The organism is Rhizobium leguminosarum bv. trifolii WSM2297, from assembly GCF_000271845.1.
Genome location: NZ_JH719395.1, coordinates 1,133,179 through 1,158,397 on the forward strand (window position 1 = coordinate 1,133,179; position 25,219 = coordinate 1,158,397).

A 25,219-nucleotide genomic window follows, 5' to 3' on the forward strand; every position below is an offset into this window, starting at 1 on the left:
TACGCTAGGATTTCATCTGAGCTTATTAAGAGAAACACGTTAAGGGAAAACGCGCGGCCGTTGAAGTCGCCCGTGACCCATCGACACTTTCTCATCCGGAACGAGCCGTGAATCGCCGAAACCTGTCTCTTGCGCTTCTTCTTGCCGTCGCAGCGCCCGCCGCCGCGCAGACCAGCGCCATCTGCGAGGACCTGCGCGGCCGTCTCGCCGATCTGCCGCGATCGATCGGCAACGGCAATGGCCCGGAAGCGCGCCAATATGCCAGCGCCATGGCCGAGCAGAACCTTGAGCTGCGCAAGGTGCGCAACGACCTGCGCAGCTACGGCTGCACCTCGGGCAGCATGGTGGTGATCGGCGGCGAGAATGCCGGTTATTGCGACGAGCTCTCGCAGGCCGAAGCCCGGATGATCGACAATATCCGTTATCTCCAGGACCGCCGCGCCGAGCTGCGCGCCCAGGGCGGCGGTGATGACGGCGCCCGCCGCGAACTGATGGCCGCTCTCGATCAAAATGGCTGCAACAGCGAAAATTTCTATGCGCCCGACGAGCGCAGTGCCAACGACCCCGCCCCGAGCGTCGAGGAACAGGCGATGCGCGCCGATACCTTCATACCGCTCGGCGGCGGTGGAGAGCTCGATCCGCGTTACGGAATGCCGCGGGCCGAGATGATGTCGCCGGTCAGCACCATGTGCGTGCGCAACTGCGACGGTGGTTTCTTTCCGATCAGCTCAAACGCCACCTCGGTCGATTTCGGTCGCGATGCCCAGACCTGCGCCAAGATGTGCCCCGGCATCGAGACGGAGCTCTTCTATCGCGACGTGACGAGTACCGAAGCCTCGAACATGATCTCGGTTGCAACCGGCACGCCCTACAGCGCCATGAAGAACGCTTTTGCCTACAAGAACCGCACGCCGGGCGAAAAGACCTCCTGCGCCTGCAATCTCACCGCCTATTACGACGAGATGCGCGGCAAACAGGCGGTAAGCCAACCGCCGCAGCAGGGCTCGATCACCACCATCCACACCAATCCGCCGGCGAAGGATACCGCGGCAGCCGCCGCGCCGCAGCCAACGGTTCCGGAGCGTCCCTACGACCCCACGCAGAACAAGGTCCGCCAGGTCGGCCCGCAGTTCCTCGCCGGCGACCAGGGCTCGATCGATCTTGCCAACCCTGCCGCACCAGGCCCACAGCCGCAGCAGCAGTGATTGGCTACGGCTCGCTCCGTCCCCAACCGTCATGAAACACCAGCTCCTCAAGCGGCAGCCGCTGCCGCCAGCCTTTGACGGAAAGTTCCGGCTCGTCATAGAGCCGATCGACGAAACCGGCGCAGAGCCAGGCGACCACCTCGATATGCTCGGGTATGCCGAGAATGTTTTTCAGGTCGCCTTCACGAAAGATGCTGACCCAACCGATGCCGATCCCCTCAGTGCGGGCCGCAAGCCAGAGATTCTGGATGGCGCAGACTGTGGAATAACTATCCATCCTCGGATTGTGCGTGCGCCCCAGCACCACGCTGCCGCTGCGGGTCGGATCGCAGGTCACACATATGCCGAGCGGCGCCTCGACGATGCCTTCGAGCTTGAGCGAGCGATAGGCCTGCCGCCGCTCACCCGTAAACATCTCCGCAGCTTCCTCATTGGCCTTGGCAAAAGCATCCCGCACGCGAGCCCGAACTGTTGGGCTTTTCACCAGAATGAAATTCCACGGCTGCATGAAGCCGACGGAGGGTGCGTGGTGGGCGGCCGTCAGCAGCCGTTCCACCACGTCGTCGGGCAAGGGATCGGGCAGGAACTGGCTGCGCACGTCCCGCCGCGTCATGATCGCATGATATACGGCCTCGCGTTCGGCCACGGAAAAACCGGACGCCACTGACAGGGCATCCTCATCAAAGGGTCGCATCGTCAAATCCCCAACAACGCAACCGCCCGCCGTCCGCGCGGGTTGGGTCTATCTTGCCAGGCCGGTCTTCTGACTTGGCGTCATCCACCTGCCGCAGCCTTCCCGGCAAAAGCCAGTGGCATGATGAAACGGCAGACGTCGGCCTTACAGCGTTGGGCACGTTCCGGTCTTGCACCGGATTCCCGATTCTCCCGCTTTGACGGCGGGCACCTGACGGCGCATCTATTTCAGGAAACGGGTGCTGCGGCAAGCCAGGAATCCCTTCTCCCCAGCGGGGGTCCGAAGGACGGGTTGAGACCCATGGCTCATGGGGCTCGGGCTCGGCGCGCCCTGCTCTTCCTGATGCCACTGATGCTGCAACACGGTTTCGGGCTGATGCCGCTGCAATCGGGCTCGGTCACCTTCGAAGAGGCAATCGCGGAAAACAACTGAGCAAGGCCAATCTTCGGCGGGTTCAACGGCAAATTGACACGCACGTGCTCCCGTATGCCATTCCACTTTATCATTTATTCACACATCAAATACACACTGCGTTTGCGCGTTTTGGGTTGCTATCAGGACATGGGCATGAGCGCTCGTGATGTGACCGTCGGCGTGGATGCCCGTGTTGACATGCCGGTCGGGAAATAAGTCCGATCGAGCCGCAATCCCAGGCCCCCGCGGAATGTTCCAATTTTTGAAAACGATGCCTCTGACAGCCAAGCTGGCGGCGATTATCGTGACCGTCAATCTCTGCGGCATTTCCGCTTTTGCCACCTATACCTGGATGTACGAAACCAGGGCGTTGATCGATGGCGCCAAGGCGAACTGGTCCAAGGATACCGAGCAGTTTGCGTCACTGGCCGCCGGCGGCGTGAAATGGGGCAAGGCGAATGCTGTGCGCGAGGCCTATTCGCTCTACCGCGACGACCCCTCGCTCGACCTGGTGCAGTTTGCCGCCTTCAACGCCGAACCTGCCGCCGTCGATACATGGACGCGCGACGGCGTCGGCGGTCTGCCCGCACCGGCCGATCTGGCAAAGAGCCTCAGCGCCAAGCCTGAGAAAACGACGATCGATGACAGCGGAATATCGGCCGGTATCGTGACGATCGTTGCGCCGCTGCCGCTGGATAAATCAGGCAAGGCGACCGGCTACGTCGTCACCAACTGGTCGGTCGAAAAAATCGCTGCCGAAGTCAAGCAGAAGGTCCTGATTTCGCTGCTGACGCAATTCATGATCACCGCCATCGCCGTTGTCGCTTTCCTTCTCGCCATGCGCAGCCTCGTCGGCCGCCCCTTGAGGATTCTCAGCGAACGGATCAGCGCGTTGCAGAAAGGCGATCTGGCCTCTCCCGTCACCTACCGGGAAAATGGCGACGAGATCGGTTTCCTCGCACGTGCCTTGGAAGTTTTCCGTAACGAGGCGATTGCCAAGGTCGAAAGAGAGAAGGCCGCGGCCGAGCAGACCGCTTCATTCGATGCCGAACGGGCGCGCAACGCATCGTTGACGGAAGAGGCCAGCAACGCTCAGCGGCTGGTCATGACCGCGCTCGCAAATGAATTGGAAAAGCTCGCCGCCGGCGACTTCTCGATACACCTGGCCGATCTCGGCCCGGAATTTGATAAACTGCGGCAGGATTTCAACCGCATGGTCGAAGCGGTTGCGGCCGCATTGACCGAGATCAAGATCGCTTCCGTCGCGGTTGAAGGCGGGTCGAGCGAGCTTGCCTCCTCCGCCGATCAGCTCGCCAAGCGGACCGAGCAGCAGGCGGCAGCCTTGGAACAGACCGCCGCCGCACTGGATGAGGTGACCACCACGGTCAGAACGTCGTCGCAGCGGGCCGAAGATACCGGCAAGCTGGTCGAGGAAACCAAACGCAGCGCCCATGTCTCGGCGACGGTGGTGCGTGACGCGATCGGAGCGATGGACCGGATCCAGACCTCCTCCAGCCAGATCGGCCGCATTATCGGCGTCATCGATGAGATCGCTTTCCAGACGAACCTGCTGGCGCTGAATGCCGGCGTCGAGGCGGCGCGCGCCGGCGAAGCCGGCAAGGGCTTTGCCGTGGTCGCACAGGAAGTGCGCGAACTCGCCCAGCGCTCCGCCAATGCGGCAAAGGAAATCAAGAACCTGATCAACGTCTCCGGCCAGGAAGTGGCAGCCGGCGTCGGGCTGGTGAACGAAACTGGCGATGCCCTCCTGAAAATCGAGGAGCAGATCAACCGCATCAGCGACAGCATCGCTTCCATCGTCCAATCGTATCGCGAACAGGCGACCGGCCTGCAGGAAATCAACGGCGCGATCAATCAAATGGACCATGCGACGCAGCAGAACGCGGCAATGGTCGAGGAGACCAACGCGGCCTGCCAGGAACTGCTGATGCAGGGACGTCTTTTGCAGGATTCGGCCGGCAGGTTCACTGTCGGCGCCACCGCGGCCAGCCAGCCCAAATTCGCTCAACCCGTTCGCCAGTCTCGCCCCGAGCCCAGAGCCTTCGTGCAGCGGCATGCAGGAAATGCCGCCGTTGCCGCTGCTCCCGGTGCCTGGGAAGAGTTCTGACCTCGTCTTCGCTCGATAAACTTTTATGCCTCATCACCCCATAATCAGGAAGGGAACAGTTATGAAGAAAGTTGTGTCCGTATTGCTTTTGGCCTGCACCGCAGTTGCCATGACCACCGGCGTATCCATGGCGCAGGATGCGAAGCTCGCCCCGATCTCCGACTACGTGACAAGCGATGTAAAGCCCTGGCTGAACGACCCTGCCATCATCGAGGCCATCAAGGCGCAGAACGTCGCAAATGCCAATCTCGGCCAGGCCGACATCGACGCCCTCGACAAGAAGTGGCGCGCCGAGGTCGATGGCTCTGACCATACGATGATCGACGGCGTGCTCGGCAATGCACTGTCGAAATTCCTTCAGGAAAAGAAGGCTGCCTCCAACGGCAAGATTTCGGAAATCTTCGTCATGGATGCCAAGGGCCTGAATGTCGGTCAAAGCGATCCGACTTCCGACTTCTGGCAGGGCGACGAAGGCAAGTTCCAGAAGTCCTTCGGAGCCGGCAAGGACGCAGTCTTCGTCGATGAGATCGAAAAGGACGAATCGACCCAGACGCTGCAGTCGCAGGCAAGCGTCACCATATCAGATGACAAGGGAACGCCGATCGGCGCCATCACCGTCGGCGTGAACGTCGACGCCCTTTAATTTCCTGCATTTGACCTGTTAAAAGGCGCAAATTCACATTGCCCGGACGCATATGCGGTTCGGGCGATGTGCATAAAAACACGCTGCCCAACTTCAGAAAATTCTGCGTGACATCATGCGGCGGCAACGCTACATACGCCTGATGTCGACCACGTCTATCTACGCCTCGCGATTTTATTGGTACCGCTGCTCACAGCGGATGCGGGTCTATGCGTAACTGAAGTCGACGCGACGACAACCCGAACAGCCGCTAGTCTACCTGGCGGCTTTTTTGTTCCGCACGGTATGACCAAACAGGAGCCATACCGTGTCTGATACCATTGATGATCTGCGAATCCTCGAGATCACCCCGCTGACCAAACCTGCCGATATCATTGCGGAAATCCACCGCGACGCCGGGGTCACCGAGACCGTGACCAGCAATCGCGACGCGATCCATAAAATTCTCCAGGGCAAAGACGATCGCCTGGTTGTCGTCATCGGCCCCTGCTCCATCCATGACCCGGTTGCCGCCCGGGAGTATGCCGAGCGGCTCAAGGAGCAGCGACAGCGTCTCTCGGACGACCTCGAAATCGTCATGCGCGTCTATTTCGAAAAGCCCCGCACCACCGTCGGCTGGAAGGGCTTGATAAACGATCCGCATCTCGACGGCAGCTACCGCATCGAGGAAGGGCTGCGCATCGCCCGGCGGCTGCTGCTCGACATCAATGCTATGGGGCTTCCGGCCGGCGTTGAATTCCTCGACACGATCACGCCGCAATACATTGCCGATCTTGTCAGCTGGGGCGCAATCGGCGCCCGCACGACCGAAAGCCAGATCCACCGGCAGCTCGCCTCCGGCCTCTCCTGCCCGATCGGCTTCAAGAACGGCACCGATGGTAGCGCCCGCGTCGCACTCGATGCGATCCTGGCCGCGTCGCAGCCGCACCATTTCCCCGCCGTCACCAAGGACGGCCAGGCGGCAATCGCCTCGACGACAGGCAATGAGGACTGCCACATCATTCTGCGCGGCGGCAAACAGCCGAACTATGAAGCGGCCGACGTCGAAGCGGTGGTCGGCCAAGCCGTCAAGCTTGGCATGACCCCACGCATCCTGATCGACGCCAGCCATGCCAATAGCGGCAAGGATCCGATGAACCAGCCGAAGGTCGTCCACGACGTCGCCGGCCAGATCGTCGCCGGCAATGACCATATCAAGGGCATGATGATCGAGAGCAATCTCGTCGCCGGCCGCCAGGATCTCGTGCCGGGCAAGTCGCTCGTCTACGGCCAGTCGATCACCGATGGCTGCATCGGCTGGGACATGTCGGTAACGACGCTGGAAGATCTGGCGCAATCCGCCCGCGCGCGGCGCAAGGCAGCCGTCGCAGCCTGATAGACAGCACCAAGCGCGGCGGGCAGACACCCGCCCCCAACAGGGCGGTGGGTGAGTAACGTGGGGTTACTAACCCACCGCCCCGCCATCATGGGTGGAGCCGGGCCGGATCGCCAGCACGCGGAATAGGAGCAGATTTAATAGAGCAGCCTTAGAGCCATTGAAGCGGGCTCGTGTTTCAGTCGCAACCCTGTAATAGGTACGCATGTTGTCGCGCTCTTTTTAGTAAGTCCACTTCAAGCCCCATCTGCATTCGTCCGTCATGCACTCACGGATCTTCGATTCGTACACATCGAGTTGAAATGCCTCGCCATTGATCTCACCGGTGATCGAGCCGGTTTTCCCCTTGTCCTTCGATATGAGTTCAAACGTCCCTGCCCGACCATCCAGACAGTAGATATTCCCGCGATAGGTTCGCTCGCCGGTTTCCAGCTTCCAGAAATTTGTCTTCACCTGCGATACGCTGTAGCGACCCCTGCATTGCTGCCTTTCGGCCGAGCCGATTTCAACCGTTCCACCCATCTGCTCACTCTCGTTGCTTGCTGTCACCTTTCCGAGTACCGGAGTACCCGTTGCGAGGTAGCTTCCCTCGACACCACGGACAAAAAGATATGAACATCCTGCGAGCGTGAAACCCATTGCCACCACGGAGCCGGCGATCGTGAAACCACGCAGCGTCGACGCGCATCTAAAGACAGCCAGCAAGTCTATACCTCCAGGTTCATCTTCATGTTTGCGGATGCCAAAAGAGCGAGCAGCAGCAGTGGACGACCAGTCGTTACCAGCCAGTACAGCACTGATATTCAGGTCACAATATTTCCCCACAATAGGAAGCTGAATAAATGCCACAGCTCATCTTGAAATAGAATACACCGTCCGCTTCGGCGAGTTACACGGAACTGGAGGCAGCAACTGCAATCAAACCTTGGCAGTCCCCCAATCATCCACCCCTCAAAAGCGTGCGCATCAGCAATTCGAAGATGAGGCCGGACGCGACATTGTCACGCACACTGTGACGTGCAATCCTGCCGAATAAACATTTTCGATAGCGGACGCATGCCTGTAGAAACTCTTCCATCTCCACCTTGGTGGAGAGTAGCGATTGCGTTAATCGTGGTTCCCTTAATCGCGTCCTTCGCGTACGCTGTTTACAGCCCACTGTATCAGGGCCTGCCGGATATAGCGGCAAGGATCCGATGAACCAGCCGACGGTCGTCCACGACGTCGCCGGCCAGATCGTCGCCGGCAATGACCATATCAAGGGCATGATGATCGAGAGCAATCTCGTTGCCGGCCGCCAGGATCTCGTCCCCGGCAAGCCGCTGGTCTACGGCCAGTCGATCACCGATGGCTGCATCGGCTGGGACATGTCCGTCGATCCGCTCGAGGATCTGGCCAAAGCCGTCCGCGACCGCCGCAAGGCTGCTGTTGCGGCCTGAGTGGCTTCATCAGTTGCGGCGGGGCAACCCCCGCCGCCCATTCACAAAATGGCTTGTGGAGTCGGCGGCTTCGATGCAATCGTAACGACTTATAATGGAATATTTTAAGGACAAGAAGCTTGATTGCCGCTCCTACTCGCCTGCTTTTTGCCTGCTGTATAGCGTCAGCCTTGGGATTCAATGCCGAGCTCGCCAACGCTGACACAGCTGATAGCCCAAGTGTTTTTAAGCTAGGTAGTTCACTAGATGAGGCCCGTCGCATGTCCAGCGAGCGGGGTTGGAAGGTGAGAGTGCTTTCACCTGACCTTCCCGGTCAATGGTATGTTGATGGCGCAGAGGTTGGTCTTTTCGTTTGCGATAACAACCAAATCGTCGGGGTGACAAAAACTCGAGATGGAGGCGTTGATGAGTTCGCCTCGATCGTGTTCTATTCGTTTACATCCAAATATGGTCGACCTGAGACAACCGTAGTGAAATTTCCACTGGGACCGACCACAGTTTCAAGTATCGATTCAAAATTCCCCCCTTCTGGAGGCGAGTCTGTTTCGGTGCAACTCCAAAGCATCGGAGGGCATTCAAGAGTTACTGTGCACCGCGCTTCTGAAACATTGTGTCCGGCGGAAACAGACCCCGCTAATCAGTGAGTGCCCACCACCCCGTCATCAAATGGCGATGCGCCGCTCTCAAGATCTCGCTGGAAAATACCTGACATAAGCAAACTCGTCACCGTCTGGTGACCAGCAGGGCACGTTGATCGTGCCCTGCCCGCCGAAGAGTTCGAACAGCGTCTTCAAATTGCCGCCGTCCATATCCATCAGCCGCAGCCGCACGTCGAGATCGCGCGGATGGTCGAAAACCGATGGGTCGTAGGACAGGATCAGCACCTTGTCGTTTTTGGGCGACGGGTGGGCGAACCAGTTGCCGTGATTGTCCGAGGTTACCTGCTCCAGCCCGCTGCCGTCGGGGTGAATGCGCCAGATCTGCATCAAACCGGTGCGGCTGGAATTGAAATAGATCCACTGCCCGTCGGCGGAATAATCCGGTCCGTCATTGCGGCCCTCGCCATGCGTCAGCCGCGTCTCGGCGCCGCCGTCGACGGCGATCGTATAGATGTCGAAGAGGTCGTCACGGATGCCGCAATAGGCGAGTTGGCGGCCGTCAGGCGACCAACCGTGCCAATAGGAGGGCGCGTTCTCGGTAACGAGCCGCGGCGTGCCGCCTTCGATCGGCAGGACATAGATCGTCGACTTGCCGAATTCGGTCTTGTCCGAGATGACAATCTCAGTGCCATCAGGTGAAATGCCGTGATCATTGTTGCAGTTGACGGCAAAGCCGGTATCGACCTTGACCACCTCGCCGCCATCGAGCGGCAGCCGGTAGAGCAGCCCGTCGCCGTTGAGCAGCAGGTAGGAACCATCAGGCGAGAAGTTCGGTGCCTCCACCAGTTGGTCCGTCTGCCAGACTTCGCGCGCCCTGCCCGTCCTGACATTGTAGATCTCAACCGAGCTGCGCATGTTTCCTCCCTGATAGCCAAAGCTTAATGCCTAGAAGTGTCAGCGGTTTTCGGGCGACATCATGCTCTATTTCCAGGCATGATGCCGAAAAGTGTCAGCGGTTTTCGGACGACATCATGCTCTATTTCCAGGCATGATGCCGAAAAGTGTCAGCGGTTTTCGGACGACATCATGCTCTATTTATTGGCGCTCAGCGATCCCGGAACCGGTTGGTGATCGGATAGCGCCGGTCGCGGCCGAAATTCTTCTTGGTGATCTTCACGCCGGGCGCCGATTGCCGGCGCTTGTATTCGGCAAGATAGAGCAGGTGCTCGACCCGGTGAACGGTGGCCACGTCGTGGCCGCGCGCGACGATCTCTTCGACCGCCATCTCCTTCTCCACCAGGCATTCGAGGATATCGTCGAGCACCGGATAGGGCGGCAGCGAATCCTGATCCTTCTGGTCGGGACGCAGTTCGGCCGATGGCGCCTTGTCGATGATATTCCGCGGGATCACCTCGCCGGACGGCCCCAGCGCACCCGGCGGCACATTCTCGTTGCGCCAGCGCGACAGTGCATAGACCTGCATCTTGTAGAGGTCCTTGATCGGATTGAAGCCGCCATTCATATCGCCGTAGAGCGTGGCGTAGCCGACCGACATTTCCGACTTATTACCAGTCGTCACCACCATCGAGCCGAACTTGTTGGAGATCGCCATCAGGATGACGCCGCGCGCACGGCTCTGCAGGTTCTCCTCGGTGATGCCGCTGTCCGTGCCGGCGAAAAGGCTGGACAGCGCGCTGCTGAAGCCCGTCACCGGCTCTTCGATCGGCACGATGTCGTAGCGGCAGCCGAGCGCCTTGGCGCAGTCGGCCGCGTCCTTCAGCGAATCCTCGGACGTGTAGCGGTAGGGCAGCATGACGGTGCGCACCCGCTCTTCGCCCAGCGCATCGACGGCAATTGCCGCACAGATGGCCGAGTCGATGCCACCGGAAAGGCCGAGCACCACCGTCTTGAAGCCGTTCTTGTTGACGTAGTCGCGAAAGCCGAGCAGGCAGGCGCGGTAATCGGCCTCTTCGCCTTCAGGAATATGCGCCATCGGCCCTTCGGCGCAGTGCCAGCCCGCTTCGCCGCGCTTCCATGTCGTCACCGCCAGTGCGGTCTCGAACTGGCTCATCTGGAAGGCGAGCGACTTGTCGGCGTTGAAGGCGAAGCTGGCGCCGTCGAAGACCAGTTCGTCCTGGCCGCCGAGCTGTGCGGCATAGACCAGCGGCAGACCGGTTTCGATCACCTGTTTCAGCACCACCTGATGACGGATGTCGACCTTGCCGCGATAATAGGGCGAACCGTTCGGCGACAGCAGAATCTCAGCCCCGCTTTCGGCCAGCGTCTCGCAAACGCCGAGCTCGCCCCAGATATCCTCGCAGATCGGAATGCCGATGCGTACGCCGCGAAAATTCACCGGCCCCGGCATGGCGCCCTGGTTGAAGACGCGCTTCTCGTCGAATTCGCCGTAGTTCGGCAGATCGATCTTGTCGCGCACCGCGATCACCTTGCCGCCGTCGAGCACCGCGACGGAATTGTAGCGCCCGGTCTCGTCCTGCCGGGGAAAACCGATGACGACGCCAGGCCCGCCATCGGCGGTATCCGCCGCCAAACTCTCCACCGCCTTCCAGCAGGCACGGATGAAGGCCGGCTTCAGCACCAGATCTTCAGGCGGATAGCCGGAGATGAAAAGTTCGGTCAGGACGAGCAGATGCGCGCCCTCCCGGCCCACATCGGCGCGCGCTTCGCGTGCCTTGGCGAGATTGCCGGCGACATCGCCGACCGTTGGGTTCAGCTGCCCGATGGCGATGCGGAAGGTATCAGAAAGAGCGTTTTCCTGTGTCATGTCATTTATTTAGCCTGCGCCTTCCGCGACCGCAACATGTCGATGTCGAAAGCGGTCTTGGCGCTGACGAAATTTTTGTGAACGGACGCGCCGCGGCCTCGCGGCATAGACACGCATTGCAATTTGCCGGAGGAGCGGAATACTGCACGAAAAAGCCACTGCATCGATAACGGGCACCGGAAACAGACCATGTCTAATCTTTCGAACTTCATGCACCATCATTTCGACAAGCCGGCCGACCAACTCGGCGACACCGAAAAACGCGTGCTGGCGAAGGCGCACGAGCGCAAGGTCATCTCGACCGACGTCAATGCCGCCTTGTCTGCCAAGACCTCGTTCGGCGAGCGTGTCGCCGACGGCATTGCCCGCGTCGGCGGCTCCTGGTCCTTCATCATCGCCTTCCTGGCCTTCCTTGTCATCTGGACGTTGATCAACACCATCATCCTGGCGACCGGCGCCTTCGACCCCTACCCCTTCGTCTTCCTGAACCTGATCCTGTCGATGATCGCAGCCATCCAGGCGCCGATCATCATGATGTCGCAGAACCGCCAGGCCGAACGCGACCGCTTCGAGGCCGCCAAGGATTACGAAGTCAACCTCAAGGCCGAGCTCGAGGTGCTCTCGCTGCACCAGAAGATCGACATGCGTGTGCTGTCCGAGCTGACGGCGCTGCGCGAGGACGTCGCTCGCCTCAGCGCCGAGCTTGCCGCCAAGAGCTGAACGCCCACGCAAGGATCAATCGCCCGGGCCAGCAAACAGGATAAGATTTCCATCCGGGTCGAGCACGATGAAGTTTCTGGCGCCCCAGGGTTCTTTCCTCAAGTTTTGATGAAATGGCACTCCAGCAGCCTGGAAATCCAGGAAGAGACGCTTGATATCGTCCGATGTATCGACGGTAATCGAGGCTGAAAGCAGATGTTCCCGTTGCCTGATGTCGCCGATGAACACAGGCTCGCACACCTTCCTCAGGGCGAGTTGCGCGTTGTCGCGGATAACCTGCCCGTAAAAAGGCGGATCGCCGTAAAGGAAATCGATCTTGAACCCGAGTTGGCTGGTAAAGAATTCACACGACGCCTCAATGTCAGCAACGAACAGCTGCGCCGATGTCGAACGCAGAATGGGCTCAGCTGCGGATCGCTTTTTCGGATCTGCCATGACTGCGGCTCCTGTTTTGAGCGCCTGCCATCCCTCGAACCCCAATTGACGCGCGATCAGATCCTGCGCATCGGCGAGCTTGAAACTAGCTTCCAGCACTTCCCTGTCATCAAGATGCTGGAAGCGCGGCAAGGCCACTCTGATTTCAGCCGCCACCGGATAGTAGCCTTCACGATGCCACCGCAGATATTGCTTGGCCTGTTTTTTTAGGTTTTCGAGATTCGGCATAGGCGCAACTGTTGATACAGTGTAGGCGGGCATTGCCCTTTCGGTATTGACCCGAAGCGCCCTACGCAGCACGCTGAATCTAGCCTTGGCAACCGACTATTGTCAATCTAAATGGGGAACCTGTCATATTGCGGCAGGCCATCTGATATCTCGTAGAAATCGCCCTTGTCGGCGCAGTAAATATGGTGGCTGAAGGCAAGACCGCTTGGTTCGTCGAAGGCGACCGCCATCACGGAAACCTCGGCCGATTGATCGCCCTGCCAGAACAGCGCGGAACCGCAATTCGAACAAAAGCCGCGCTGGGCTTCGGCGCTCGAGCGATACCAGCGGATCGCGCCGGCGTCTTCCACCGAGAGGGCTGCGCGCGGCACGTTGACTGCGGCATAATAGAACCCGGTCTGCCGGCGGCATTGCGAACAATGGCAGCCGACGACCGGTCCGGGCTTTGCCCCAACTGAAAATCGCACGGCGCCGCAAAGACAGCCGCCTGTATGCCGTTCGGTCATGATCGCTCTCCCCTTTATGAGTGAAAATTGCCGCCGATCGCGCTTGCCGTCAAATCCATTCCGCTCAACAAAATCATCAGAAATCTTGAAGGTCGACCGTGGTTTCACTGGAGACATCCTGTTGCTGGTCGACAACAATCACCACCCTCCTCCCATCGCCGGTTGCATCAATCGCCGTTGTAGGCGATAATTGCGTTGCAATTCATACAACCTGCGGGAGACTGACATGAGAGCGACCCTGTCCAAACAGAAAGGAAACATCGCCCACAAGGACATTCTGCCTCATGAATATTCGGTTCGCCCGCGCGAGGAAAAGCTCGCGACGCCATAACCCCTTCCTGAAATTCTTCGCCGACCATTCGAACGCCGCCGACCGCGAGCGGCGCCGGTCGCGCATGAGAAAATTCCTCTCCTACTATCGCCCGCATCTGCCTTTGCTGCTGGCGGATCTGCTTTGCGCCATCCTGGTCGCCGGCACGGCGATCGCGTTGCCGCTCTGCGCCAACGTCGTCACCAGCCGGCTTCTCACGCTGCCTGACGCACCACAAGCTTTCGCACACATCCTTGCGATGGGCGGCGTCATGCTGGCCGTTCTGGCGGTCCAGATGGTCGCTATCTTCTTCGTCGATTATCGCGGCCACGTGATGGGCGCCCGCATCGAGGCGACGGTCCGGCAGGAGCTCTTCGAGCACTGCCAGAAGCTCTCCTTCAGCTTCTACGACCGCCAGCGCACCGGCCAACTGATGAGCCGCATCACCAATGATTCCCTTTGGTTGGGCGAGCTGTTTCACCACGGTCCCGAGGATCTTTTCATCGCCGTGCTGAAATATGGCGGCGCCATGCTGGTACTATTCTTCATCGATCCGCTCTTGGCCGGCCTGATCCTGCTGCTGACCCCTATGGCGGTGATCTATGCGCTCTATTTCAACCGGCGCATGAACCGCGCTCTGGAAGCCAGCAAGCACCAGATCGCCGCCGTCAACGAGCGCGTCGAGGATGCGCTCGCCGGCATCCGCGTCGTTCAGTCCTTCGCCAACGAGGCGCTGGAAAGGGAGCGCTTCGCCGAACAGAACCGGCGCTTCCTGCAAAGCCGGGCCGATGGCTACCGCAGCGAGGCTTGGTTTTCGGTCGGCACCGAAACCTTCGCCCAGCTCGTCACCATATTGGTGATCGTCGTCGGGGGCTTACGCATCCTGACAGCGGAACTGACCGTCCCCGATATGCTGACCTTCCTGCTCTGCGTTGCCGTCCTTGTCGACCCCGTCCAGCGGCTCGCCAATTTCGTGCGTCTCTGGCAGGAAGGCTATACCGGTTTCATCCGGGCGATGGAAATCCTGGAGATCGACCCTGATATCACCGATCGGCCGGCCGCCCAGCCGATGCCGGCGCCAAGGGGAGAGATCAGTTTCTCCAACGTCGCCTTCGGCTACGAGGCCGATGGCCCGCGCGTGCTGGAGCGGGTTTCTCTCACCATCGCCCCCGGCGAGTTCGTTGCTCTCGTCGGTCCTTCCGGGGTCGGCAAGAGCACGCTTTGCGCGCTCATCCCACGCTTCTACGATGTCGAAGCAGGCGCAATTCGCATCGACGGCACCGATATCCGCGATGTGACGCTGGCCTCGCTGCGGCGCCATGTCGGGGTGGTGCAGCAGGATGTCTATCTCTTTGCCGGCACAGTGGCGGAGAACCTGCGCTACGGCAGGCCCGACGCCAGCGATAGGGAGTTGGAAGCGGCCGCCCGCGCCGCCAATGCGCACGACTTCATCACAGCCCTGCCCGAAGGCTATGACACCGATATCGGCCAGCGCGGCGTCAAGCTTTCCGGCGGCCAGCGCCAGCGCATCACCATCGCCCGCGCCTTCCTCAAGGACCCGCAGATCCTGATCTTCGACGAGGCGACCAGCGCCCTCGACAATGAAAGCGAGCGGGCGGTGCAGCAGGCATTGCTCAGCCTGGCGAATGGCCGGACCACCCTGGTCATCGCCCATCGCCTGTCGACCGTCCGCCATGCCGACCGCATCCTGGTGCTGACGGCAGACGGCATCGTCGAACAGGGCACCCATGACCAGCTCATGGCGCAAGATGGCGTCTATGCCAATCTGCACAGCGTACAGGCGAGCATTTGAAATGCTGGATGCTTGAGCATCAGAGCGTCAATTTGGCGAGAAAGCCACCCCACGCTCCGGCATCCTCGGCCTTGTGCCGAGGATCTGCTGCAGCAATTGCAGATGCTCGAGACAAGCCCGAACACGACGCCGAGACCAGGAGCAAAAACTGTAAAAAAAGCCCGGGCAAACCGGGCTTTTTTTCATTCATTCGTGCCGGCCTCAGCCGTTGGCGACCATGCGCTTCTCGTCGCGGCCGCCCTTCATGCGCTCGGCAAGCAGGAAGGCGAGTTCGAGGGCCTGGTCGGAATTGAGGCGCGGATCGCAATGGGTGTGGTAACGATCCTGCAGGTCGTCGGCGGTCACAGCGCGGGCGCCGCCGGTGCACTCCGTCACGTCCTTGCCGGTCATCTCGACATGGATGCCGCCGGGATGTGTGCCCTCGGCGCGGTGGATCTGGAAGAAGCTTTCGACTTCCGACAGGATCCGCTCGAAGGGACGGGTCTTGTAGTTGTTGAGCGTGATCGTGTTGCCATGCATCGGGTCGCAGGACCAGACGACCTTGCGGCCCTCGCGCTCGACGGCGCGGATAAGACGCGGCAGGTTTTCGGCGACCTTCTCATGGCCGAAGCGGCAGATCAGCGTCAGCCGCCCGGCTTCATTAGCCGGATTCAAGATGTCGATCAGCTGCAGCAGATCGTCGGCCTGCAGCGAAGGGCCGCATTTCAGGCCGATCGGATTCTTGATGCCGCGGCAGTATTCGATATGCGCATGGTCGGCCTGGCGTGTACGGTCGCCGATCCAGATCATGTGGCCAGATGTGGCATACCAGTCGCCGGAGGTGGAATCGACGCGGGTCAGCGCCTCCTCGTAGCCGAGCAACAGCGCCTCATGGCTGGTGAAGAAATCGGTCTCGCGCAGGCTCGGGTGATTTTCCGAGGTGATGCCGATCGCCTTCATGAAATCCATGGTTTCACTGATGCGGTCGGCAAGCTTGCGATAGCGCTCGCCCTGCGGGCTATCCTTGACGAAGCCGAGCATCCACTGATGGACGTTTTCGAGATTGGCGTAGCCGCCCATCGCAAAGGCGCGCAGAAGGTTCAGCGTCGCGGCCGACTGGCGGTAGGCCATGGCCTGGCGTTCCGGGTTCGGAATGCGCGATTCCTCGGTGAACTCGATGCCGTTGATGATGTCGCCGCGATAGGCCGGCAGCGTCACGTCGCCCTGCTTCTCGACATTCGACGAACGCGGCTTGGCGAACTGGCCGGCGATGCGGCCGACTTTGACGACTGGCAACTGCGCGCCGAAGGTCAGCACGACCGCCATCTGCAGGAAGGCGCGGAAGAAGTCGCGAATATTGTCGGCGCCATGCTCGGCAAAGCTCTCGGCGCAATCGCCGCCCTGCAGCAGGAAGCCGTTGCCCTCGGCGACATTGGCGAGATGCTTCTTCAGGCGGCGCGCTTCACCGGCAAAGACGAGCGGCGGATAGCTGGCGAGCGTGGCCTCCGTTGCCGCCAAAGCGGCCGCATCCGGATATTCGGGAACCTGCAGGATCGGTTTTTGCCGCCAGCTGCTCGGGGTCCAATTCTCTGCCATCTCACTTACCTCACTCACATCCGTCCCTGGGATGCACCTATCCTTGATTGCGGCGGCTTATAGACCTTTAGATCGGGCTTGCAAAGGCCATTCCCCCGAAGCTCCACGCCGTGCCGCCGCCGTCGGCCGAAGCTCGCATATAGGTAGCAAAAATCCGCGATTCCATCGTTAAACCAGCATATACCACGTCGATTTCCCGATATTTCAGACTTTGAATGTAAAACGGAAGGAGTTTCAACATCGGGGACATGTGATGGCGCTCCTTCCGCCCGGCTTCGTATCAGATCGTTCGGGCAATTTCGGCATCATGACCGCATTGCTGATGGTGCCGCTTCTTGGCACGGCGGGCATGGCGGTGGATTTCGGTCACGCCATGAGCCTGCGCACGCAGCTCTTTGCCGCTGCCGATGCCGCCGCCGTCGGCTCGATCTCCGAAAAATCCGGCGCAGTCGCCGCCGCCATGACCATGAGCGGCAATGGCACGATCTCGCTCGGCAAGACCGACGCCCGCAGCATCTTCATGTCGCAAGTATCGGGAGAACTGGCGGACGTTAATGTCGATCTCGGCATCGACGTTACCAAGACCGCCAACAAACTGAATTCGCAGGTTTCGTTCACGGCAACAGTGCCCACGACCTTCATGCGTGTTCTCGGCAAGGATTCGATCACCATTTCCGGCACGGCAACGGCCGAATACCAGACCGCGTCTTTCATGGATTTCTACATCCTGCTCGACAACACCCCCTCGATGGGCGTCGGCGCCACCGCGACCGACGTCGCCACGATGGAAAAGAACACCAGCGATAGCTGCGCCTTCGCCTGCCACGAAACGGAAAACAAAAACAATTACTACAATCTCGCCAAGAAGCTCGGTGTCAGCATGCGCATCGACGTCGTGCGTCAGGCGACCAAGGAGCTGACGCTGACCGCGAAGTCGACGCGCGTTTCCGACAACCAGTTCCGCATGGGCGTCTACACCTTCGGCACCAAGGCCGAAGATGCCAATCTGACGACAATATCCGATCCAACGATCGATCTCGACAAGGTCCGCGGCTATACGGACGCGGTCGATCTGATGACCATCCCGAAACAGGGTTACAATAACGACCAGCAGACGAGCTTCGACAACGCGCTGACGCAGATGAAAACCATCATCACCACCCCCGGCGACGGCAGCACTGCCACGACGCCGCAGAAGATCCTGTTCTTCGTCTCGGACGGCGTCGGCGACAGCGAAAAGCCGAAGGGCTGCACCAAGAAACTGACCGGCAACCGCTGCCAGGAGCCGATCGACACCTCCTTCTGCCAACCGCTGAAGGACAAAGGCATCAGGATCGCGGTGCTCTACACCACCTACCTGCCTCTGCCGAAAAACAGCTGGTACAATACGTGGATCAAGCCCTTCCAGGGCGAAATTCCGACAAGAATGCAGGCATGCGCTTCGCCGGGTCTCTATTTCGAGGTGACGCCGACCGAAGGTATTGCCGATGCGATGAAGGCGCTCTTCCTCAAGGTCATCCGCGCGCCGCGCATCACCAGCTAGGCGCACACAGAAGACTCAGACGCGCTGCCCGTCACGGATCCGATAGGTCGGGGCATACATGGTGACGAGCTCTTCGGCCGCCGTCGGATGCAGCGCCATTGTCTGGTCGAAATCGTCCTTGGTGCACCCGGCCTTCAGCGTGACGCCGAGCAGCTGCGCCATCTCGCCGGCGTCGTGGCCGAGGATATGGGCGCCCACCACCTTTCGGCTTGCCGCATCGACGATCAGTTTCATGATCATTCGCTCGGCTCGGCCGGAAAGCGTCGCCTTCAGCGGCCGGAACTGGGCGCGGTAAACCTCGAGCTCGCCGTGACGCTTGCCCGCCTCCTCTTCCGAAAGACCGACGGTGCCGATCTCCGGCTGCGAGAAGACGGCGGTCGGGATCAGCTCGTAGTCCGGCCGGGTCGGATTGTTCTTGTACTCGGTCTCGATGAAGCACATCGCTTCGTGGATGGCCACCGGCGTCAGCTGTACCCGATTGGTGACATCGCCGAGCGCATAGATGTTTTCGACATTGGTGCGGGAATAGTCGTCGACGATAATGGCGCCGCGCTCGTCGACGGCGACGCCGGCCGCCTCGAGGCCGAGGCCTTCGGTGTTCGGATCGCGCCCGAGCGCCAGCATGACGACGTCGGCCTTCAGCGTACCGCTGTTCAGCGTCTCCAGAACGAGCCCGCCCTCGCCCTTCGAAACCTTCTGCAGCGTGTCGTGGCAGAGGATGCGGATGCCCTTGGCGACCATCGCCTCATGCAGCCCGCGCCTCAGATCCACGTCGAAGCGCGACAGGATCTCGGCGCCGCGATAGATCAGCGTGGTCTCGACGCCGAGGCCGTGGAAGATATTAGCGAACTCGACAGCGATATAGCCGCCGCCTGCTATCACGATCGATTTCGGCAGCTCTTCGAGATGAAAGGCCTCGTTGGAGGAGATGCACAGCTCGTGGCCAGGAAGGGCTGCATGCGGGTTCGGTCTTCCGCCGGTGGCGATCATGATCGTCTTTGCCGTCACCGTCTGACCTGTTTTCACAAGCCGCACCGTATGGGCGTCGACGAGTTCGGCGCGCGTTTCCAGGATCTCTGCATTGGCGCCGGCGAGGCCCTTCTTGTAGAGGCCCTCAAGCCGGGTAATTTCGGCATCCTTGGCCGCCACCAGCTTTTTCCAGTCGAAGCTGCTTTCGCCGACCGTCCAGCCGAAGCCGGCCGCATCCTCGAAATGCTCATGGAACTGCGAAGCATAGACGAAGAGCTTCTTCGGCACGCAGCCGCGAATGACGCATGTGCCGCCGTAGCGGTATTCTTCGGCGATCGCCACCTTTTTGCCGAGCGAGGCGGCGACTCGCGCGCCGCGCACGCCTCCGGAACCGCCGCCGATGACGAAGAGGTCGTAGTCGTAGGAAGACATGAGGAGCTCCGGAAGGGAATCGCAGGAAGGATGTTCCTGATATAGGGGCGATCGACCTGAAAATAAAAGCCCGCTCCTCTCATCATCCCGTTCCCCTCGCCGAATCTTCCCGGCAAACGGTTGACCCGGTCGCCTGAGGCTGGCAGGCAATCCACGCAGTAAAAAAGAAGCCGGAGCAAACGATGGATCAAACTCTCTTCGCCAACCTGTGCAAGGCTGGCAAATTCAAGGAAGCGCTCGGCCTCGCCATCCAAGGCCACGAGAACGAAAAATACGCGCCGAGCCGCTTCGCGATGGACAAGAAAACAGGACTGCCGATCTTCTACCGCGGCAATAAGCGCGTCGAGCCGGATGAAACGGGCGTATGGCAATTGGCCAAAAGCTTGAAGGATTGGGGCTGAGCGTCCGGCGCATCTGAGACGCCCGTCTCTTGGGGCATTGCCGCTTTCAACCGGTGATGCGGAAACCCGTCGGCATCTCCGCAAGCTGGGTGGCTTCCGTCTCGACGCCTGAAACCGATGCCCCCGTAGGCCCGCGGCTGAAACGCTCGATCATTGTCGAGATGGCGATATCGGGGCCCGCGATCAGAGCGGCGACAGATCCGTCCACTTCATTGCGCACCCAACCTGTGAGCCCGAGCCGCAACGCCTCATCACGCGCCCACATGCGGAACCCGACACCTTGAACCCTGCCGTATACCCGCACTCGCACAGCCTCGTCATGAGCAGACATGTTGCCTCACCAAAACCTCATCGGTATGCGGCGTCCATCATAGCAAAAAAGCCCGGACGATGCCGGGCTTTTGCAAATCCGCTGAGGCAGGGGCCTTACTTCTGGGCAGCCGGCGCGGGAGCCGGTGCAGGAGCCACTGGGCTGTCGGTTGCCGGCGGCGGCGCCTTGATGACCTTGGAGAGCTCGGCATTGCTCTGCTTTTCCAGGTCGCGGGAAATGCCCTGCGCCCAGATGTCGGCAGCCTTCGCCGTCTCGCGGGAGGCGACGGGGCCGTCGCGCAGCAGCTTCTTGCCGACATCGGAATTATAGAAGTCGGCGATCGCCTTCAGTTCGTCGGCGGTAAAGGTCTTGGCATAGGTGAGTGCCGCCTCCTTCTCCAGATCGCCGCGGCGCGGCGCCAGCGCCAGCGCCTGCGCATCGACTGTCGAGGAAATGATGTCCTGGTAGTTCGGCGAATCCTGGATCAGGCCGGCCTTCAGGCGCTCGGCCAGACCGGGCAGGATGTTGTCGAACTGGGCGGTGGCGCCGATCGCGTCGATCGCGGCGCGAGACGCCTTCAGTTGCTCCTCGGAGACTTCCTGCGCCTTGACGGCGGAGCCGAAGGCAAGCCCGGAAAGAACGATGGTCGCAGCGGCAAAACGGCCAAGACCTGCAATGTTCATCATGAGTGTATGCTCCTGTTATCTGTTTGCCTGCAGCGTGCGCGCACCTGCAGGACCGGCAATGATCGCAAGTGCCGCCATATTGATAAAGAGCCCGTGTTCGACGACGCCGGGTATGGAATTCAGCTCGCTCGAAAGCGCCTCTGCATCAGGAATGCGGCCAAAAGATGCATCGATAATGTGATGGCCGCCATCCGTGGTAAACTCTCCGTCACCGGATTGGCGCAGGCTGAGTTCGCCGGAAAGGCCGAGCCGGGCAGCGACCTTCTCGATCGCAATCCGTGTCGAGACCAGCCCGAACGGATTGACCTCGATCGGCAGCGCGTAGGCGCCGAGCGTGTCGACCAGCTTGCTCTCGTCGGCAATGACGATCATCCGCTCGGAAGCGGCCGCGACGATCTTTTCGCGCAGCAACGCGCCGCCGCCGCCTTTGATCAATCGGAGCGCCGGATCGACCTCGTCGGCGCCATCGATCGTCAGGTCGAGTGCCGGCAGTTCGTCAAGCGACTTCAGCGGCACGCCGAGTTCGACGCAAAGCCGCGCCGTCCGTTCAGACGTCGGAACGCCTTCGACCCTGAAGCCGCCAGCGACCTTCTCTGCCAGCAGACGAACGAATTCTTCCGCCGTGCTGCCCGTGCCGATGCCGAGCCGCATTCCATCTTCGACATGGGCGAGTGCGGCCGCGGCGGCCTTGATCTTCATTTCGCGCGCATCCATGCGCCGCCAGCTCCTGATATTGCGTTCGATGTGCTGTTTACACGGCTCGCCTGGCAAACGAAAGTCAAAATCATCACGGAAAATGAAAAGCCGAAACAAATGCCTGCGGCCTTCCCGGCGAGCATCCCGGCGTTGCTTTCCGCCGCGCGATCGCCTACCTCAGGACCGATCCATCGTTCCGGGGCGACCTGTCGTTCCCTGCATTCGTTCTGCCGAGGACCACCCGTGGCTTCAGAACGACCCATCGCGCAAAGAGACAAAGCCTTGACCCCTTCTCACGCTCGCCCGGCACTCATCGTCTTCGATCTCGACGGTACCCTTCTCGACACCCATACGGATCTGGTCGAGAGCCTGAACCATACGATCGCAGCCCTTGGCCTCGACCCGGTCAGCTATGACGACCTCACCCATCTCGTCGGACACGGCGCGCGCGTGATGATCGAGCGTGCCTGCCGCCTGCGCGGTCATCCGCTCGAAAGCGACGCCCTGCCGCCGCTGGTCGAGCGCTTCGTCGCCCACTATGCCGCAAACATGCCCGGCCGTACCGAGCCCTATCCCGGCCTCGTCGCCGCGATGGACCGGCTTAAATCTGCCGGTTACCGCCTCGCCGTCTGCACCAACAAGATGGAGAGCCTGGCGCTCGGGCTGCTCGACAAGCTCGATCTCACCGGCTATTTCGCCGCCATATCAGGCGGCGACAGCTTCGCCGTACGCAAGCCCGACGCCCGCCACCTCACCGGCACCATCGAACGCGCCGGCGGCGACATCGCCCGCACCGTGATGATCGGCGACAGCATTAACGACATCGCCGTCGCCAGAAATGCCGGCGTGCCGTCGATTGCCGTTCCTTTCGGTTATTCCGATGTGCCGGTTTCCAACCTCGACCCGGATATAATTATTACCCATTACGATGAGCTGACGCCGGAACTGGTGGAGAGGCTATTGCGGGAGTTTGCGGCGAAGGTCGCCGTTTAGATGCGAGGCGCCTCTGACCGGTTTCCGTGCACCCCCCTCTGGTCTGCCGACCATCTCCCCCACAAGGGGGGGGAGATTGGCCAGAGGCCTGATTTTCGCACATCACTAACGTTGCGCAGTTTCCGGCGCTGATTATTTCTGGAAACCGGCGCTCCCGGTCAATCTCCCTCCTTGTGGGGGAGATGTCCGGCAGGACAGAAGGGGGTACCACACTGCACACCCTATCCGAAGGACCACTGCCAAAAACAAAACGGGCGGCCCAAAGACCGCCCGTTCAATCACCCAATAAACCTACGTCAGATCTGCGCGCCACGCGCCTTTGTCGTCGCGTCGAAAGCCTTGTCGACATAGGCATCGCGGCCATAGACGTCGTCGAAATATTCCACCACGCCGTCCTTGTTCGGCCAGGCGGTGAAATAGGAAACGTAGACCGGGATCCTCTGCGGCACCTTCACCGCATGGTTCTGGCCGGTGGCGATCTGCTTGGCGACGTCGTCGACGGTCGTGCCGAGCACGGCGGCGGCCATCGCACGCGGATTGGCGAGACGCACGCAGCCGTGGCTGAGCGCCCGCATATCGCGTTTGAAGAAGCTCTTCGACGGCGTGTCGTGCATGTAGATCGCGTGGCTGTTCGGGAACAGGATCTTCAGTTCGCCGAGCGCATTGTCGCTGCTCGGCGGCTGGCGCACCGAGACGTTATCGGTCGAGCCGTACCAATCGACACTCGATGAAGCGACGGCATGGCCGTTCACCTCGACCTCATAGCCGAGCTGGTCGAGATAGTTCGGATCCGAACGCAGCTTTGGCAGCATCTCGTTGATGATGATCGACTGCGGCACGCCCCAGAACGGGTTGAACTCCACGGTCTCGATCTCGTCGTCGAAGAAATAGGTCTGATTGTTCTTGCCGCCGACAACGACGCGCATCGACAGCTGTTCCTTGCCGTCATTGTGGTAATAGACCATGTAGGCCGGCTGGTTGATCATGACGTAGCGGGAACCGAGATCCTCCGGCAGCCAGCGCGCCTGTTCCATGGCGACGACGAGCTTGTCGATCTTCGAGGCATTGGTATCGCCGCCGGTCATGGCGCGCACGGTCGCCTGGCCGATGACCCCATCGGCCTTCAGTCCGCGTTCCTTCTGGAAATCCTCGACCAGCGAGACGATATCGGGTGAATAGTCGATGCTGCCCGCGTAAGCGGCAAGCGTTGCCGCGTGATCGGTCTTCAGTGTTTCGGAACCGTGCTTGCCGATCGCCTTGACGATGTTGGCAATCTCCGGCGAGCTCTCACCGGGCTTCAGCAGCTTGTCGAGCGAAACAACGATTCGCTCCTCATTGCCGCCATCGGCGGCGCGAAGCTTGGCAAGCTCCGACTTCAGCGCCTCGAACTGCGGACCGTCAGGCGAACGATTGGCGATGTAGGCGCCGACATCGGGGCTCATGCGGGCAAGCTTCAGCACCGGCGCCAGGTTGACGGCCTTGCGCTGGAAGTCGTGATAGCCGGAAATTTTGTTCGGATCGACGCGCCCACGCACGGTGTCCTGCACGAAAGCCAGCACCTTGGCCGACAGTTCGAGCTCGAACTGCGTCAGCGCCCGGTCACGGAAGGCCGGATCGGGATTGGCCGGGTCGATCGCCGGCGTCTGAACGACGTAATCCGCCGGGTCGAGACCGACGGAAGCCGCATCGGCAAGGGCGGCCATCGCCGACTTGGCGCGGTCGTTGATCTGGTTGCCGTCGACCCAGACGAGCGGATTGCGGCTGTCGCCGTAATAGGCTTCGAGCGCTTTTGCGACGTCGGCGTTGGCGCGCACCTTGGCCTGCGCCAGGAAACGTCGCTGCACGGCGGGTTCGGCGCTGGCATCGCCGCTCGCGGAAACATCGGCGACCGCGCCGGTAACAATCGGATCGGCGAACTTGCTGGTATCGACGAACTGCAGCGTTTCGGTTTTATAAGTATAATAACGCGGGCCGCTCACCTTCGGCAGCGGCGCTTCCGGATCGAGCCCGCCGAGCGAGCCGCCGACGCCGTTGCGCGGCACCGGACGACCGGGCGCCTGATCCATGAAGATGGTGCTCTGGGTCCGCTGCCTGTCGCCGCGCAGCATGTCCATCAATGTATAAGCATGCGCTGGTGCGGCACTCATAACTGCCACGCCGCAGGAAATTGCCAATGCGGATGCCGCGCTTTTCAAAACGAACGTCATATATCTTCCAGTCCCGGTGTCATGCTGTTCTCAGCTCAAATCCCGCGATACTCAGCGTCCGGCTCATTGATCAGAAACCGGCCTGCGCCGCCAGCGCCGGCGGACTCAATTTTGTG

At 60.7% G+C, this 25,219-nt stretch carries 22 protein-coding genes, 2 pseudogenes and 1 riboswitch; of the genes and pseudogenes, 11 read left to right on the forward strand and 13 right to left on the reverse strand.

What is annotated here, in order from left to right:
• Positions 1-107: 107 nt before the first annotated feature.
• Positions 108-1,205 carry a DUF2865 domain-containing protein gene (locus RLEG4DRAFT_RS20785; protein WP_003579637.1) on the forward strand — a complete coding sequence of 366 codons (1,098 nt, stop codon included), beginning with the start codon at positions 108-110 and terminating at the stop codon, positions 1,203-1,205.
• A gap of 4 nt (positions 1,206-1,209) precedes the next feature.
• On the opposite strand, the gene bluB is transcribed toward RLEG4DRAFT_RS20785, so the two are convergent.
• Positions 1,210-1,899, reverse strand: coding sequence for a 5,6-dimethylbenzimidazole synthase (gene bluB, locus RLEG4DRAFT_RS20790; RefSeq protein ID WP_003579640.1), 690 nt, complete (start codon positions 1,897-1,899; stop codon positions 1,210-1,212).
• A gap of 42 nt (positions 1,900-1,941) precedes the next feature.
• A riboswitch (cobalamin riboswitch) is annotated at positions 1,942-2,128 on the reverse strand.
• 71 nt (positions 2,129-2,199) lie between these two features.
• Here bluB and RLEG4DRAFT_RS52975 point away from each other — a divergent pair.
• The 4 genes from RLEG4DRAFT_RS52975 to RLEG4DRAFT_RS20810 all read left to right on the forward strand — a co-directional run bounded on the left by RLEG4DRAFT_RS52975 (position 2,200) and on the right by RLEG4DRAFT_RS20810 (position 6,456).
• A complete protein-coding gene (locus RLEG4DRAFT_RS52975; RefSeq protein ID WP_280805592.1) occupies positions 2,200-2,331 on the forward strand; it encodes a hypothetical protein in 132 nt (43 codons plus the stop codon).
• A 232-nt stretch (positions 2,332-2,563) separates the two neighbouring features.
• A complete protein-coding gene (locus RLEG4DRAFT_RS20800) occupies positions 2,564-4,438 on the forward strand; it encodes a methyl-accepting chemotaxis protein (protein WP_003579641.1) in 1,875 nt (624 codons plus the stop codon).
• Positions 4,439-4,499: 61 nt separating this feature from the next.
• Complete coding sequence (locus tag RLEG4DRAFT_RS20805) at positions 4,500-5,081, forward strand: hypothetical protein (protein WP_003579644.1); 582 nt, start codon at positions 4,500-4,502, stop codon at positions 5,079-5,081.
• 307 nt (positions 5,082-5,388) lie between these two features.
• The gene (locus RLEG4DRAFT_RS20810; RefSeq protein WP_003579645.1) at positions 5,389-6,456 is read left to right on the forward strand and encodes a 3-deoxy-7-phosphoheptulonate synthase; all 1,068 of its coding nucleotides are present in this window, start codon (positions 5,389-5,391) and stop codon (positions 6,454-6,456) included.
• Between the two features lie 137 nt (positions 6,457-6,593).
• Here RLEG4DRAFT_RS20810 and RLEG4DRAFT_RS20815 read toward each other — a convergent pair.
• Positions 6,594-7,161: pseudogene (locus RLEG4DRAFT_RS20815) on the reverse strand (hypothetical protein).
• A gap of 476 nt (positions 7,162-7,637) precedes the next feature.
• Here RLEG4DRAFT_RS20815 and RLEG4DRAFT_RS20820 point away from each other — a divergent pair.
• A pseudogene (locus RLEG4DRAFT_RS20820) lies at positions 7,638-7,895 on the forward strand (3-deoxy-7-phosphoheptulonate synthase); the annotation flags it as partial.
• 683 nt (positions 7,896-8,578) lie between these two features.
• Here RLEG4DRAFT_RS20820 and RLEG4DRAFT_RS20825 read toward each other — a convergent pair.
• Positions 8,579-9,409, reverse strand: coding sequence for a TolB family protein (locus RLEG4DRAFT_RS20825; protein WP_003579658.1), 831 nt, complete (start codon positions 9,407-9,409; stop codon positions 8,579-8,581).
• Positions 9,410-9,599: 190 nt separating this feature from the next.
• Positions 9,600-11,279, reverse strand: coding sequence for an NAD+ synthase (locus RLEG4DRAFT_RS20830; RefSeq protein WP_003579659.1), 1,680 nt, complete (start codon positions 11,277-11,279; stop codon positions 9,600-9,602).
• Between the two features lie 189 nt (positions 11,280-11,468).
• Here RLEG4DRAFT_RS20830 and RLEG4DRAFT_RS20835 point away from each other — a divergent pair, with 189 nt between their 5' ends.
• Entirely contained in the window at positions 11,469-11,999 is a 531-nt protein-coding gene (locus RLEG4DRAFT_RS20835; RefSeq protein ID WP_003579662.1) for a DUF1003 domain-containing protein, read from the forward strand.
• 15 nt (positions 12,000-12,014) lie between these two features.
• Here the strand turns inward: RLEG4DRAFT_RS20835 and RLEG4DRAFT_RS20840 are convergent, their stop codons facing one another.
• Positions 12,015-12,662 carry a VOC family protein gene (locus RLEG4DRAFT_RS20840; RefSeq protein WP_003579663.1) on the reverse strand — a complete coding sequence of 216 codons (648 nt, stop codon included), beginning with the start codon at positions 12,660-12,662 and terminating at the stop codon, positions 12,015-12,017.
• A gap of 107 nt (positions 12,663-12,769) precedes the next feature.
• Entirely contained in the window at positions 12,770-13,168 is a 399-nt protein-coding gene (locus tag RLEG4DRAFT_RS20845) for a GFA family protein (RefSeq protein ID WP_003579664.1), read from the reverse strand.
• Positions 13,169-13,452: 284 nt separating this feature from the next.
• Between RLEG4DRAFT_RS20845 and RLEG4DRAFT_RS20850 the strand changes: the two genes are divergently transcribed.
• Positions 13,453-15,291, forward strand: a complete 1,839-nt coding sequence (locus RLEG4DRAFT_RS20850; protein ID WP_003579665.1) for an ABC transporter ATP-binding protein — start codon at positions 13,453-13,455, stop codon at positions 15,289-15,291.
• Positions 15,292-15,492: 201 nt separating this feature from the next.
• Here the strand turns inward: RLEG4DRAFT_RS20850 and RLEG4DRAFT_RS20855 are convergent, their stop codons facing one another.
• A complete protein-coding gene (locus RLEG4DRAFT_RS20855) occupies positions 15,493-16,866 on the reverse strand; it encodes a class II 3-deoxy-7-phosphoheptulonate synthase (protein WP_003579666.1) in 1,374 nt (457 codons plus the stop codon).
• Positions 16,867-16,933: 67 nt separating this feature from the next.
• A complete protein-coding gene (locus RLEG4DRAFT_RS20860; RefSeq protein ID WP_003579669.1) occupies positions 16,934-17,116 on the reverse strand; it encodes a hypothetical protein in 183 nt (60 codons plus the stop codon).
• A 3-nt stretch (positions 17,117-17,119) separates the two neighbouring features.
• Here RLEG4DRAFT_RS20860 and RLEG4DRAFT_RS20865 point away from each other — a divergent pair, with 3 nt between their 5' ends.
• Entirely contained in the window at positions 17,120-18,409 is a 1,290-nt protein-coding gene (locus tag RLEG4DRAFT_RS20865) for a pilus assembly protein TadG-related protein (RefSeq protein ID WP_003579671.1), read from the forward strand.
• Positions 18,410-18,424: 15 nt separating this feature from the next.
• On the opposite strand, the gene gor is transcribed toward RLEG4DRAFT_RS20865, so the two are convergent.
• On the reverse strand, positions 18,425-19,810 hold the full coding sequence (gor, locus tag RLEG4DRAFT_RS20870; RefSeq protein WP_003579673.1) for a glutathione-disulfide reductase: 1,386 nt from the start codon (positions 19,808-19,810) through the stop codon (positions 18,425-18,427).
• A 182-nt stretch (positions 19,811-19,992) separates the two neighbouring features.
• On the opposite strand from gor, the gene RLEG4DRAFT_RS20875 reads away from it, so the two are divergent.
• Entirely contained in the window at positions 19,993-20,211 is a 219-nt protein-coding gene (locus RLEG4DRAFT_RS20875) for a hypothetical protein (RefSeq protein ID WP_003579675.1), read from the forward strand.
• Positions 20,212-20,257: 46 nt separating this feature from the next.
• Here RLEG4DRAFT_RS20875 and RLEG4DRAFT_RS20880 read toward each other — a convergent pair whose 3' ends face one another.
• The 3 genes from RLEG4DRAFT_RS20880 to rpiA form a co-directional block, all read right to left on the reverse strand.
• On the reverse strand, positions 20,258-20,542 hold the full coding sequence (locus tag RLEG4DRAFT_RS20880) for an acylphosphatase (RefSeq protein ID WP_003579677.1): 285 nt from the start codon (positions 20,540-20,542) through the stop codon (positions 20,258-20,260).
• Between the two features lie 95 nt (positions 20,543-20,637).
• Positions 20,638-21,207, reverse strand: a complete 570-nt coding sequence (locus tag RLEG4DRAFT_RS20885) for a DUF2059 domain-containing protein (RefSeq protein WP_003579679.1) — start codon at positions 21,205-21,207, stop codon at positions 20,638-20,640.
• Positions 21,208-21,222: 15 nt separating this feature from the next.
• Complete coding sequence (gene rpiA / locus RLEG4DRAFT_RS20890; protein WP_003579681.1) at positions 21,223-21,921, reverse strand: ribose-5-phosphate isomerase RpiA; 699 nt, start codon at positions 21,919-21,921, stop codon at positions 21,223-21,225.
• Between the two features lie 264 nt (positions 21,922-22,185).
• On the opposite strand from rpiA, the gene RLEG4DRAFT_RS20895 reads away from it, so the two are divergent.
• Entirely contained in the window at positions 22,186-22,896 is a 711-nt protein-coding gene (locus tag RLEG4DRAFT_RS20895; protein ID WP_003579682.1) for an HAD family hydrolase, read from the forward strand.
• A 296-nt stretch (positions 22,897-23,192) separates the two neighbouring features.
• On the opposite strand, the gene RLEG4DRAFT_RS20900 is transcribed toward RLEG4DRAFT_RS20895, so the two are convergent.
• A complete protein-coding gene (locus RLEG4DRAFT_RS20900) occupies positions 23,193-25,103 on the reverse strand; it encodes a L,D-transpeptidase family protein (protein WP_003579684.1) in 1,911 nt (636 codons plus the stop codon).
• Positions 25,104-25,219: the final 116 nt, after the last annotated feature.